Genomic DNA, 13,078 nt, shown 5'->3' on the forward strand with positions numbered 1-13,078 from the left:
TCACGCCTCTCACGAGGCGAATCGTGAATGGGACAGTCCTTGTCACGATAGGTGCCCGGCGCGACATCCGCTTCCCGAGGATCGGGCCCTTTCCGGGGGCGCCCCGCCGCTGCGATAACCTGTACGGCATGACGGCCGCGGTGCTCCTTACCGAGCCGCGCTGACCCAAGAGGGCGCCCTGCCGGGCGCCACGCCGGCGCGGCCCACCTCCCTGCCGGGAGGTCCTCTCATGGCCGGAGCACCCCAGCACCTTCGTAGGCGAGGAACACGCATGAGCACCAACGACGCCACCACCACCGAGGAACGCGTCTCCCAGACCGGCCACCGCTACACCGCGGCCCTCGCCGGGCAGATCGAGCAGGCCTGGCAGGACCGCTGGGAAGAGCGGGGCACCTTCCACGCCGACAACCCCTCCGGTGACCTCTCGACGAGCCGCGACGTCCCGGCCGAGAAGTTCTACCTCCTCGACATGTTCCCCTACCCCTCGGGCAAGGGGCTGCACGTGGGCCACCCGCTGGGGTACATCGCCACCGACGTCGTCGGTCGCTACCACCGCATGAAGGGCAAGAACGTCCTGCACGCCCTGGGCTACGACGCCTTCGGCCTGCCGGCCGAGCAGTACGCCGTCCAGACCGGGCAGCACCCTCGGGTCACCACCGAGGAGAACATCGCCAACATGCGCACGCAGCTGCGCCGTCTGGGCCTGGCACACGATCCCCGCCGCACCTTCTCCACCACCGACCCCGAGTTCGTGCGCTGGACGCAGTGGATCTTCCTGCAGATCTTCAACTCCTTCTACGACGCCGACGCCGAGCGGGCCGACGGCGGACGTGGCAAGGCCCGTCCGATCGCCGAGCTCGAGGCTGAGCTCGCGGCCGGTACCCGCGAGACGCCGGACGGCCGGCCCTGGGCGGAGCTGGACACCAGCGAGCGGCGCCGGGTGATCGACGACCACCGCCTCGCCTACATCTCGGAGGCACCGGTGAACTGGTGCCCGGGCCTGGGCACCGTGCTGGCCAACGAGGAGGTCACGGCCGAGGGCCGCTCCGAGCGCGGCAACTTCCCCGTCTTCAAGCGCAACCTGCGCCAGTGGATGCTGCGCATCACCGCCTACGCCGACCGCCTGGTCGACGACCTGGACACGATCGACTGGCCCGAGAAGGTCCGGTCCATGCAGCGCAACTGGATCGGTCGCTCCACCGGCGCGCACGTGGACTTCGGCGTCGACGGCGCCGCCGAGCCCCTCACCGTCTTCACCACCCGCCCCGACACCCTCTTCGGCGCCACCTTCATGGTGGTCTCCCCGGAGCACCCGCTGCTCGCCGACGGCATCGTGCCCGCCTCGTGGCCTGAGGGGACCAAGGACGCCTGGACCGGCGGTGCCGCCACCCCCGCGGACGCCGTCGCCGCCTACCAGCAGGCGGCCGCCTCGAAGACGGACGCCGAGCGGCAGGACGAGGGGCGCACCAAGACCGGTGTCTTCACCGGCATCTTCGCGACCAACCCGGTCAACGGCGACGCCGTCCCGGTCTTCACCGCCGACTACGTCCTCATGGGCTACGGCACCGGCGCCATCATGGCCGTGCCCGCCGAGGACGAGCGCGACTACGAGTTCGCCCAGGTCTACGAGCTGCCCGTGATCCGTACGGTCCATCCGCCCGAGGGCTTCGACGGCGGGGCGTTCACGGGCGAGGGCGTGACGATCAACTCCGCGAACGCGGAGATCTCGCTGAACGGCCTGGCCATGGCCGAGGCGAAGCAGACGATCACCGAGTGGCTCGAGGCGAAGGCCGCCGGCCGCGGGGCCACCACCTTCCGGCTACGCGACTGGCTGTTCTCCCGCCAGCGTTACTGGGGCGAGCCGTTCCCGGTCGTCTACGACGAGGCCGGCCAGGTGCACGCCCTGCCCGACTCGATGCTGCCGGTGGACCTGCCGGAGGTGCCGGACTACTCGCCGCGCACCTTCGACGCCGACGACGCCGAGTCCTCCCCGGAGCCGCCCCTGGGCCGCGTGCCCGAGTGGGTGAAGGTCGAGCTCGATCTCGGCGACGGCGTCAAGACCTACTACCGCGACACCAACACCATGCCGAACTGGGCGGGGTCCTCCTGGTACGAGCTGCGCTACCTCGACCCGCGCAACGACAAGGCGCTGGTCGACCCCGAGGTCGAGCAGTACTGGATGGGTCCGCGGCCGGCCACCAGCCTGACCGACGGCACCACGGTGCCGGCGAACGTCTCCGGCGGTGCGGACCTCTACGTGGGCGGGGTGGAGCACGCGGTGCTGCACCTGCTCTACGCCCGGTTCTGGCACAAGGTCCTCTTCGACCTGGGGTACCTCTCCAGCTCCGAGCCCTTCCACAAGCTCTTCAACCAGGGGTACATCCAGGCGTACGCCTACGCCGACGCCCGCGGCCAGTACGTGCCCGCCGACGAGGTCGTGGAGACCACGGACGCCGACGACAACGGCTCCGCCGAGCCCACCTACACGTGGAACGGCCAGGAGGTCTTCCGCGAGTACGGGAAGATGGGCAAGTCCCTGAGGAACATCGTCACCCCCGACGAGATGTACGACGACTACGGCGCGGACACCTTCCGCGTCTACGAGATGTCCATGGGGCCGCTGGACGTCTCCCGCCCGTGGGACACCCGCGCCGTCGTCGGCTCCCAGCGGTTCCTCCAGCGGCTGTGGCGCAACGTCGTCGACGAGCACACCGGCGAGACCACCGTCGCGGACACCCCGGCGGACCTCGAGACCCGCAAGCTCGTGGCCCGCACGGCGGACGGGGTCGAGACCGAGATGTCGGCGATGCGGGTCAACACCGCCATCGCCCGGATGATCGTGCTCAACAACCACCTCACCGCGCTGCCCGCGGTGCCCCGCGAGGCCATCGAGCCCCTGGTGCTCATGGTGGCGCCCATCGCCCCGCACATCGCCGAGGAGCTGTGGTCGCGTCTGGGCCATCCCGAGTCCCTGGCCCGCGAGCCCTTCCCGACGGCGGATCCCGCCCTGCTGGTGGAGGACACGGTCGTGTGCGTGGTGCAGGTGGCGGGCAAGGTCCGCGACCGGCTCGACGTGCCCGCCTCCATCGGCGAGGACGAGCTGAAGGCCTTGGCCCTGGAGTCGGCGGCCGTCCGCCGCACGCTCGGGGACAAGGGGGTCCGCACGGTGATCGTGCGGGCGCCGAAGCTCGTCAACATCGTCCCCGCGAAGTAGCGGCACACAGGCCCCGCCCTGGCACCGCCCGCGGTTGACGCGCCGGTGGGTGCTGCGGGCCTCGGCGCGGGTGGGCGCCGCTGACGTCAGGCAGTGAACAGGCGGGCGATCGCGGCGTCGGCGCGCGCGAGCTCGTTGCGGTCGTACGTGGAGGTGGTCAGCATGACCTCGTCCGCGCCGGCGCGCCGCACCAGGTCCGCCAGCTCCGCGGCGACCTCGTCCGGCGAGCCGTAGATCGCCTGGTCGTAGAACTGCTCGACGCTCTCGCGCTGCTTCGGCGTCAGGCTCCGCCGGCGTACCGCGGCAGCCTCCTCCAGCGGCGGGTAGGCGCCGGTGGCGCGCGAGGCTGCCATCGCCCACCCGTCGGGCAGCAACAGCTCCTCGGCCGCGGCGCGGGTGGCGGCGACCATGACGTTCGCGCTGACGATCACGTACGGCCGGGCGGGCGTCGCAGCAGCACCGTCGTCGAACGCCGCCCGGTAGGGCGCCAGCGGCGCGGGCCCCAGGAGCACCGGGCCGCCGACGACGACGGGCAGGCCGGCCCGGGCCGCGAGGGTCAGACCCGCGCCGCTCGCCAGCACGAACATCGGCGGGGCCTGCGCCACGGCGGGCCGGGCGGTGACCGGGCCGCGGCCCTGCAGGTACGCGCGTACCTCGGCCACGTCCCGCAGGAACTCCTCGGGATCGGTGCGTGCGGTGCGGAGCGCCTCGCGCACCGGGGCGCTGAAGCCCAGCGAGCGGCCGAGGCCGAGGTCGATGCGCCCCGGGTACAGGCTCTCCAGCACGGCGAACTGCTCGGCCACGACCAGCGGGACGTGGTTGGGCAGCATCACCCCGCCGGACCCCACGCGGATGCGGTGGGTACGGGCGGCGACGGCGGCGGCGAGGACCGCGGGGCTGCCGCTCCCGATGCCGGGGACGGCGTGGTGCTCCGCCACCCAGAAGCGTGAGTAGCCCAGCCCCTCGGCGCGGCGGGCGCGCTCCACGGTCGCGCGGACCGCGACGGCGTCCGCTTCGCCCGCGCGGGTGCGGGAGCGGTCGAGAAGCGAGAAGGGCACGTCGAGAGCAGTCATCGACCGTGCAACCCGGCGGCGCCGCCGGGTATTTCGCGGATCCGTGACCGGCCCACGGGTGCCGGTTCGTGCACGGTCGTGCCCGCGCCTCGGGGGCGGGTGGCGTCTCGGCAGGCGGGCCAAGATCGGCGTCCGAGGCGGGTTGGGGGCAAGGTGGGGCGACTGCCGACCGACCGACCGACACCTGGAGCGACCCGATGGAGACTGCCCCGACCGATGCGCGTGCGACCGTGGAGCACGGCACGCTCGACGGCGAGCCCACCTGGGTCCTCACGCATCCCGACGGCGCCCGGCTGGTTGTGGCGGAGGTCGGCGCGACGCTGCTGTCCTGGCAGGTCCCGGGGCTGGACGGTGAGCTCGTCGAGCTCGTCGACGGCTACCTCTCCGCGGAGGAGCTGACCGCGCAGGACGGGTACCGCGGCGCGGTCCTGGTGCCGTGGAGCAACCGCATCCGGTCCGGCCGCTACACCTTCGCGGGGCAGGCCCAGGAGCTGGGGGGCTCGGGCCGTGACGGCGCGCTCCACGGGCTGCTCACCGCCTCGCGCTGGCAGCGCGCTCAGGCGAGCGTGAGCGACAGCGACCGGATGCTGCGCCTGGTCACCTCGATCGGGCCTGCCGACCACCCCGGCTACCCCTTCTCGATCGACGTCGTGGCCACCTACTCGCTCGGGGTCGGCTCCGAAGGCGAGCAGCGCCTCGGGCTGGAGCTGACCGCCGTGAACACCGGGGCGGACGCCGCGCCGGTCGCGCTCGGCTGGCACCCGTACCTGCGACTGCCCGGGCACGAGACGATCGACGGCCTCGAGCTGACCATTCCCGCCCGGTCGCGGGTGCTCACCGACGACGCCCTCATCCCGCTCGCGGGGGAGCAGGCCTACGGCGGAGTGGCCGCCCCGGTCCGGTACGCCCCGCTCTCCGGCACCGTCCTGGACGACGCATTCACCGGACTGGTCCCGGACGACGACGGGGTGGTCGCGACCGTGCTGCGCTCGGCCCGTACCGGGGAGAGCCTCACCGTGGAGCAGGAACCGTTCCAGGCTCAGGTGGTCCACGTCTTCACGGGAGACACCCTCGAGCGGGGCCCCCGCGCCTCGCTGGCCGTGGAGCCGTGCCAGCTGGTGGCCGACGCCTTCAACCGGGCGGACAGCACCGACGCGCTCACGCTGGAGCCCGGCGAGCAGCGGCAGCTGGTCAGCGACATCGTGTACCGGCGCCGCTGAGCAACGCGTCGCGGACCCCGGGGCCCGCCGGTCAGCGTCGACGCGTCCCGAAGATCGACCGGGTGATCTCCCTGCCGAGCTGTGTGCCCGCCGAGCGGACGAAGCTGTCGAAGGCGCTCGTGCGGCGCGGCGCGGATCGTCGGGTGGCCTCGCGGGTGCGGGACTCGTCGCGTTCGATCTTGGCCTGAAGCTCCTTGAGCTCCCGCGCGCGCGCGTCCGCCGCTCGCTCGGCCTCCTTGGCCTGTGTCTCCGCGAGCCGGTCCGCCTCGGCCCGTGCCGCGGCGGCCTGCGCCGCGGCCTCCTGTTGCGCCACGCGCGCGGCGAGAAGCTCGTGGGCAGACTCCGGGTCGACCGCTTCGGCGTAGCGGGCGCGCAGCGGCGAGGCGGCGACCACCTGTTCCGCGGCACCCGTCGTCGCGGGGTCCATCGAGGAGCGTGGCGCCCGGATCCGGGTGGCGGCGACGGGGGTCGGGGCACCCTTTTCGGAGAGCACGGTCACCACCGCCTCGCCGGTGCCGAGCGTGGTGAGCACCTCCTCGAGGTCGTACGGCGAGGTGGGAAAGGTACGCACGGTCTCCCGCAGCGCGTCGGCGTCCTTCGGCGTGAAAGCCCTCAGTGCGTGCTGCACGCGCGCCCCGAGCTGGCCCAAGACGTCCGCGGGGACGTCTTTGGGGGTCTGGGTGACGAAGAAGATGCCCACCCCCTTGGACCTGATCAGCCGGACCGTCTGCGTCACTTGGCGAAGGAACTCCTCTGAGGCGTCGGTGAAGAGCAGGTGCGCCTCGTCGAAGAAGAACACCAGCTTGGGCCTGTCCAGGTCACCCACCTCGGGCAACGAACCGAACAGGTCGGCCAGCAGCCACATGACGAACGTCGAGAACAGCGCCGGCCGGTCCTGCAGGTCTGGCAGCTGCAGCGCGGAGACGATCCCACGCCCGTCCGCACCGGTGCGCAGCAGGTCCGTCGTCTCGAACGCCGGCTCCCCGAAGAACACGTCGGCCCCCTGGGCCTGCAGGGCGGAGATCTCTCGCAGGATGACCCCGGCTGTCGCCGTCGAGATGCCACCGATCTCCTTCAGCTCCGGTTTGCCGTCCTCGCTGGTGAGGTAGGCGACGGTCGACCGCAGGTCCTTGAGGTCGATCAGTGCCAGACCCTGCGCGTCCGCCCAGTGGAAGATCAGCTGAAGGCTCGACTCCTGAGTCTCATTCAGCCCGAGCACCTTGCCGAGCAGCAGGGGACCGAAGTCGGTGACGGTGGTGCGGACAGGCACGCCGCGGCCGATGCCACCAAGAGAGAAGAGCTCGACGGGGAATGCGGCGGGCGCCCAGTCCTGACCGATGCCGCGAGTGCGCTCGAGGAGCTTCTCGCTCGGCTCACCCGCCGCGAGCAGCCCGGACAGATCGCCTTTGATGTCGGTGAGGAAGACGGCGACCCCTGCTTGTGACAGGCCCTCGGCGAGCACCTGCAGGGTGCGTGTCTTGCCGGTGCCTGTCGCGCCGGCGACCAGGCCGTGCCGGTTGAGCATGCCGAGCGGGAGGGTGACCTGCGCGCCAGGGACGGGGGCGCCGTCGTCGACCAGCGCCCCGAGCGGGAGGGTGGCGCCGGCGAAGGCATACCCCGCCGCAACGGTGGCGGCGTACCCGGTCGGTGCGATCTTTGTCGCCGCGGGTTCGCCGGCGGGGGAGGGGTTCTCGGGAGTTGGTGGGGCGAGAGGCGGGGCAGTCTCACCCACGCGAGCCTCACTCACGGCAGCGTGACCCACGGGACCGGCGCCCCCGGCGCCCGCAGCGGCGAGCGCAGCGTCCAGCGCCGCCTGTGCGGCGGCGGCCCTTGCCTCGGCGGCCTCGGCGGCTGCCTGGGCCGCGGCGGCCTTCAGCTGCGCCAGCCGGGCAGCATCGGATCCGGGGGGTGCGTCGTCGGCCATGGTCGGATCGTAGGGCGACCTGCCGATACGGCAACCGAGATCCGGAACCCTAGGGTGAGGGTATGAATCCGGACGTCGTCGTCGTCACCGACTCCACCGCGAGCCTGGCGCCGGAGGTGGCCGTCGCGTACGGCGTCCGGGTGGTGCCACTGCACGTGGTGGTGGACGGAGCCGACCGCGAGGACAACGAGACGGCACGGGCGGACCTCGTCTCCCGGATGGCCGTCGGCGCCACCGTCACGACGTCGCAGCCCTCGGTGGGCGAGCTGGCGGCGGCGTACCGCGCCGCCGCCGAGGGGCGGCGCGCCGTCGTCAGCCTGCACCTGTCGGCCGAGCTGTCGGGCACCGCGGCCGGGGCCCGGCAGGCCGCCGAGCTGGTCGCCCGGGAAGGCATCAGCGTCCATGTGCTCGACACCCGCACCGTCGCCGGCGGCATGGGTCTGGCCGCCGTCGCGGCAGGTGAGGCTGCGGCGGCGGGTCGGCCGGTGGAGCAGGTGCTGGCGGTGGCGCGGGAGACGGCCGCGAAGTCGACCGTGCTCTTCGCGGTGCCCGACCTCACCTGGCTCCAACGTGGCGGCCGGATCGGCTCCGGGGCGGCGTTCGTGGGTACGGCGCTGGGCATCCGACCGGTGCTGGGGATCGCCGACGGTCGCATCACGGTGCTGGAGTCCGTTCGCGGTCTGGCCCGGGCCCGACGGCGGGTGGTCGCCCGCGCGGTGCAGGCGGCGGGCGGGCCGGGGGCGCCCGTGCCGCACCCGCCGGCGGTGCGCGTGCGGCTCGCGGTGCACCACTTCGGCGACCTCGAGCATGCCGAGCAGCTGCAGGACGAGCTCGCGGAGGCCCTCGCCCACACCGGCGCGATCGTCGCCGAGACGTTGCGCAGCGAGCTGACGGCCGTGGTCGGAGCGCACACCGGTCCGGGCGTCCTCGGTGTGGTGGTGGCGCCCGCCGGCTGAGTGGTGCCCCCGCGTCCACAGCCGAGGGTCCCGCTCGTCCCGCCCTGTCACCGCGCCCTCCTAGCGTGCCGGGCGTGGAGACCCGTGACCGGCTGCGCGCGCTGACCCGGGCCGCGTACACCGCGGCCGCCGGCCACCTCGAGGTGGCCCCGGAGGACGATCCGGCGCCCGCCGGGTGGCGGTGGGCGCCGAACCTGCGCGCCGCCGTCGCGGCCGCGATCGTGATCGCGGTGCTCGGGCTCGGCTGGGCGGCCTGGTCGTACGCGACGGCGCCGACCGCGCCCATGCCGTTGCCGCCAGCCCCGTCGGCACCGGTGGGAGGCGACGCGGTGGCGGGGGACCGCACCGGGGCCCCGCCGCCCGCGCCGCCCGCGACGGCACCGGAGCCGGCTCCGACGCCGGGCCCCACGCCGGCCCGCGCGGACACGTCGGTGGTGGTGCACGTCGCGGGGGCGGTCGTGCGGCCCGGGGTGGTGGAGCTGCCGAACGGCGCCCGCGTGGCGGACGCCGTCGCGGCGGCGGGTGGCGCCACCGACGCCGCTGAACCGTCCGCGGTCAATCTGGCCCGGGTGCTGCTGGACGGGGAGCAGGTCTACCTGCCGACCGTCGGGGAGGCGGTCCCAGGCGCTCAGGCCGGGCCGGGTGCGCCGGCCGGGCCAAGTCCCCCGGCCGGCCAAGGACCGGGGGCGGCCGGACCGCCGGGTGATGGCGACCCAGGCACGGCCGGCGGGCCGGTGAACCTCAACACCGCGACCGCCGGCGTGCTCGACACCCTGCCCGGCGTGGGCCCCGCCATCGCCGAACGGATCATCCAGTGGCGGGATCTGAACGGCCCCTTCACCTCGGTGGACGACCTCGACGCGGTGGCCGGTATCGGCCCGGCCACCATGGACCGCCTGCGTCCCCTGGTGACCGTATGAGTGGGCACGGCGCCGCTCCGGCCCGCGGCGGGCACACGTCCTCGGCAAGACGTTCGCAGGCACCGCCGTCGACCGTGGCGGTCGACGCGCGCCTCGTCCCGCCCGCGGTCCTCGCCTGGGCGGCCGCCGGCGTCGCGGTGGCGCAGGACGTCCGCATGGTCCTGGCCGGAGGAGGGCTCGCGGCGCTCGTTACCGTCGTAGCCGTCGGTCGACACGTCCGGCACCGTCGGGCGCAGCCGTCACCGCCGTCACCGCCGTCCCCGAAGCAACGCCCGAGACGGCGCCCGGGACGCCGCCGGCACCGCGGGCCACCGGTCCGTTCGACCGCAGTGGTGATCCTGACGGCGTGCGCGCTCTCGGCGGTCCTGGTCTCGACCGCCGCGCAGCAGCACGTGCGGTACGCCGCTCCGCTGGCTGAGCTGGCCGCACGCGGTGCCAGTGTGGTGCTGACCGGGCGGGTCGCGAGCGAGCCCCGTGCCGTCTCCGACCAGCGGGCGTGGGAAGACGCACCCCGCCGCCGCCTCACACTGCGGGTGGAGGAGCTGAGCGGGCAAGGTCGGGCGGCTGAGGCTGCGGCGGAGGTCGTGCTCGTCGGTCCGCCGGAGTGGCACGACGCCCCGCTCGGAGCGCGGGTCCGCGTGCGGGCGACCCTGGTGTCGACCGCGCCCGGGGACCGAGCGGTCGCCCTCGCCGTGGCCGCGCAGGCGCCGGAGGTGCTCGACCCGCCGCACGGGCATCTCGCCGTGGTCAACGAGCTGCGGGACGGACTGCGGGCGGTCACCACCGGACTGGCGCCCGATGCCCGCGGGCTCGTGCCCGGGATCGCCGTCGGTGACGATCGCGCCGTCCCGCTCGATCTCGAGCAGGCGATGCGGGCGACCGCGCTGACACACCTCACCGCCGTGTCCGGCGCCCATGTGGCGATCGTCCTCGGCACCGTGCTCGCCGCCCTGGTCTGGGCACCGCGACGATGGCGCCTCACCCTGGCCGCCCTGGCCCTGGTCGGGTTCGTCACGCTGGTGCGACCGGAGGCCAGCGTGCTGCGTTCGGCGGTCATGGGTGGCGTGGTCCTCGCCGCGCTGGCTGCCGGCCGCCCGGCGCGGGCCCTGCCCGCCCTGTGTACCGCCGTCGTCGCGCTGCTCGTCGTCGACCCCTGGCTGGCCCGCTCCTTCGGCTTCGCGCTGTCCGTGCTGGCGACGGCCGGTCTCGTCCTGCTGGCGGCCCCGTGGCGGCGGTGGCTCGCTCAGCTCGTGCCCTGCTGGCTGGCCACGGCCGTCGCGGTGCCCGCCGCGGCTCAGGCGGCCTGCGCGCCCGTGGTCGTGCTGCTCGAGCCCAGCGTGGCGGGCTACGCCGTGCCCGCCAACCTCCTCGCGGCACCCGTGGTCCCGCCGGTGACCGTGCTCGGTGTGGCCGCGACCCTGCTCGCGCCGGTGTGGCCATCCGGGGCCACGGCGCTTGCCGTGGCCGCGTCGGTCGGCACCGGGTGGATCGCCACCGTCGCGCGCGTCCTCGCCGGCCTGCCCGGGGCGCAGCTGCCCTGGGTGTCCGGGCCCGCGGGTCTGCTGCTGATGGTCGTGGTGACCGTGGCGGCGGTCGTCCTCCTTGGGCGGGCGGGACCGCGGCTCGCGCGGAGCCGTGGCGCCGTCCTCGCGGTGGGGGCGGCCGTGACCGTGCTCCTTGTGGTCACGTGGCTGAACCGAGCCTCCTGGGTGCCGGGGCCGCGGCCACCGCCGGACTGGGTCGCGGTCCAGTGCGACGTCGGACAGGGCGGGGCGTTCCTGGTCCGCTCGGGTGAGCGCTCCGCCGTCCTGGTGGACGTCGGCCCAGCAGACGGTGACGTGGTGACGTGCCTGCGCGCAGCCCAGGTGGAACGCCTCGACCTCCTGGTCCTCACGCACGCCCACGCCGACCACATCGGTGCGTTGCCGGCGGTGCTGCGAACGGTCGAGGTCGCCCGTGTCCTGCTCGGACCCGGCCCGGAGCCGGCGGCCGCGGTCAGCGCCGTCCTCCGCCAGCTTGGCGACGTGCCGGTGGCGCGGCCGGTGTCCGACGGCGCGGACGCACACGGTCACGCCGGCACCGTGGAGTGGCGCGTGCTGTGGCCGCCGGCCGCGACGGTGACAAGCATGGCCGGGGATGACGGCATCAACGACCTCTCGCTCGTTCTGGACATGCGCACCTCCCACCTACGGACCGTTGCGCTCGGCGATCTGGAGCTGACGGGACAGGCGGGCTTGCTGCGGCGCCTACGCTCCGCGGGCTTCCCCGGGCCGGTCGATGTGGTCGTCATGGCGCACCACGGCTCGGGTCGCCAGGACCCGGCGCTCGCCGCGCACCTGAGGACCCGGCTCGCCGTGGTCAGCGTCGGCGTCGACAACGACTACGGTCATCCCCACCCCGACGCGCTGTCCCTGTACCGGCAACAGGGTGCCCTGGTGCTGCGGACGGACACCTGTGGGCCGATCGCCGTCGTTCCCGCCGGCGTTGACCTCGGCGTGCACTCGGCGTGCCCGCCGTGAGGAACGGCCCAGGGGCGGCCGAGCCGGGGCGTCGCGCCAGAGCCCGCGCCCGGTGGACGGGACGGCGGCCATGTCCCCGCTGCATGGCACCCTTGGCACGTGCCACCCACCCGCCGCAAGACCGCAGCCGCTCCTGGCCTGTCATGGGACCAGGTCGAGCTTGCGCCCGTCGTGCTCGTGCGCGGCACCGAGGGCCTGCTCGCCGACCGGGCGGTGGATCGCCTGCTGGACCAGGCCCGTCAGGCGGATCCCGAGGTCGAGGTCACCCGGCTGGAGGCAGCGGCCTACGAGCACGGACACCTGGAGATGGTGGCGAGCCCCTCCCTGTTCGGCGAACGTCGGATGGTGGTGGTCGAGGGCGCCGAGTCCATGACCGACGCCCTGCTCGACGACGGGCTGGTCTACCTCCGGGCCGTCCCGGACGACGTCTGGCTGGTGTTGCGCCACAACGGCGGCACGCGTGGGAAGAAGCTGCTGGACGCCATCGGTGCGGCCGGCTACCCGGTCGTGGCGTGCGAGCCGCTGAAGCGGGACAGCGACAAGGCCGACTTCGTCCGTGCGGACTTTCGCCGCGCCCGCCGCAGGGTCGACGCCGAGGCCGTCCAGGCGCTCGTGGAGGCGGTCGGCGCCGACCTGCGTGAGCTTGGTGCCGCCACGAGCCAGCTCATCGCCGACACCACCGGCACGATCACCGCGGACACCGTGCTGCGCTACTACGGCGGCCGGGTGGAGGCGACCGGGTTCAAGGTCGCCGACGCCGCCGTGGCGGGGCACGCCGGCGAGGCGGTCGCAATGCTGCGCCACGCCGTCGCCACCGGCACCGGGCCCGTCCCGATCGTCGCGGCACTGGCCGTCAAGCTGCGCACGCTGGCCAAGGTCGCCGCCGTGCGGGGCCGTTCGGGCGTGAGCGCCGGTGAGCTCGGTCTGGCGCCGTGGCAGATCGACCGGGCCCGTCGTGAGCTCGACGGATGGACCCCCGAGGGGCTCGCCCAGGCCATCACCGCCGTGGCCGCCGCGGACGCCGAGGTCAAGGGGTTGGGCCGGGACCCGGTGTTCGCAGCCGAGCGTGCGGTGCTGAAGGTCGCTGCGGCACACGGGCGGCGGCGCTGAGCCGCTGCGCGGAGCGGCGCTGCCGGAGGAGGGACGCCGGCCGCCGGCGAAGGAACACCCACAGCCAGCGGTTTTACCGACACCGTCCGGAATCTGGCGGGTAGACACCGCGCCTACCGCGGGGGTCTAGCGTGTGGCAGGT

8 protein-coding genes are annotated in these 13,078 nt (G+C 74.1%); 6 read left to right on the top strand and 2 right to left on the bottom strand.

Annotation, left to right across the window (positions count from 1 at the left end; genetic code table 11):
* Positions 1-271: 271 nt before the first annotated feature.
* Positions 272-3,214: a leucine--tRNA ligase gene (gene leuS, locus FE374_RS09040; RefSeq protein WP_139928381.1), complete on the top strand. Its 2,943-nt coding sequence runs from the start codon at positions 272-274 to the stop codon at positions 3,212-3,214.
* Between the two features lie 86 nt (positions 3,215-3,300).
* On the opposite strand, the gene FE374_RS09045 is transcribed toward leuS, so the two are convergent.
* Positions 3,301-4,287, bottom strand: a complete 987-nt coding sequence (locus FE374_RS09045) for an MsnO8 family LLM class oxidoreductase (RefSeq protein ID WP_139928383.1) — start codon at positions 4,285-4,287, stop codon at positions 3,301-3,303.
* 197 nt (positions 4,288-4,484) lie between these two features.
* Between FE374_RS09045 and FE374_RS09050 the strand changes: the two genes are divergently transcribed.
* Complete coding sequence (locus FE374_RS09050; protein WP_139928387.1) at positions 4,485-5,507, top strand: aldose 1-epimerase; 1,023 nt, start codon at positions 4,485-4,487, stop codon at positions 5,505-5,507.
* A 31-nt stretch (positions 5,508-5,538) separates the two neighbouring features.
* Here FE374_RS09050 and FE374_RS09055 read toward each other — a convergent pair whose 3' ends face one another.
* Positions 5,539-7,431, bottom strand: a complete 1,893-nt coding sequence (locus tag FE374_RS09055; RefSeq protein WP_139928389.1) for a helicase HerA-like domain-containing protein — start codon at positions 7,429-7,431, stop codon at positions 5,539-5,541.
* Between the two features lie 62 nt (positions 7,432-7,493).
* On the opposite strand from FE374_RS09055, the gene FE374_RS09060 reads away from it, so the two are divergent.
* From FE374_RS09060 to holA, 4 genes are all read left to right on the top strand, one after another.
* A complete protein-coding gene (locus tag FE374_RS09060; RefSeq protein ID WP_139928390.1) occupies positions 7,494-8,387 on the top strand; it encodes a DegV family protein in 894 nt (297 codons plus the stop codon).
* 74 nt (positions 8,388-8,461) lie between these two features.
* Complete coding sequence (locus tag FE374_RS09065) at positions 8,462-9,307, top strand: ComEA family DNA-binding protein (RefSeq protein ID WP_230978529.1); 846 nt, start codon at positions 8,462-8,464, stop codon at positions 9,305-9,307.
* A 332-nt stretch (positions 9,308-9,639) separates the two neighbouring features.
* On the top strand, positions 9,640-11,826 hold the full coding sequence (locus tag FE374_RS09070; protein WP_168205645.1) for a ComEC/Rec2 family competence protein: 2,187 nt from the start codon (positions 9,640-9,642) through the stop codon (positions 11,824-11,826).
* Between the two features lie 99 nt (positions 11,827-11,925).
* Positions 11,926-12,936 (top strand): DNA polymerase III subunit delta, encoded by a 1,011-nt coding sequence (holA, locus tag FE374_RS09075; RefSeq protein ID WP_139928394.1) that lies wholly within the window; start codon positions 11,926-11,928, stop codon positions 12,934-12,936.
* Positions 12,937-13,078: the final 142 nt, after the last annotated feature.

The organism is Georgenia yuyongxinii (assembly GCF_006352065.1).
In the GTDB taxonomy this organism is placed as follows: Bacteria; Actinomycetota; Actinomycetes; order Actinomycetales; family Actinomycetaceae; genus Georgenia; species Georgenia yuyongxinii.

Bases quoted from the DNA above. Each gene is read 5' to 3' on its own strand.
- FE374_RS09045 (WP_139928383.1), bottom strand. From the start codon at position 4,287: ATGACTGCTCTCGACGTGCCCTTCTCGCTTCTCGACCGCTCCCGCACC.
- FE374_RS09055 (WP_139928389.1), bottom strand. From the start codon at position 7,431: ATGGCCGACGACGCACCCCCCGGATCCGATGCTGCCCGGCTGGCGCAG.
- FE374_RS09060 (WP_139928390.1), top strand. From the start codon at position 7,494: ATGAATCCGGACGTCGTCGTCGTCACCGACTCCACCGCGAGCCTGGCG.
- FE374_RS09050 (WP_139928387.1), top strand. From the start codon at position 4,485: ATGGAGACTGCCCCGACCGATGCGCGTGCGACCGTGGAGCACGGCACG.
- leuS (WP_139928381.1), top strand. From the start codon at position 272: ATGAGCACCAACGACGCCACCACCACCGAGGAACGCGTCTCCCAGACC.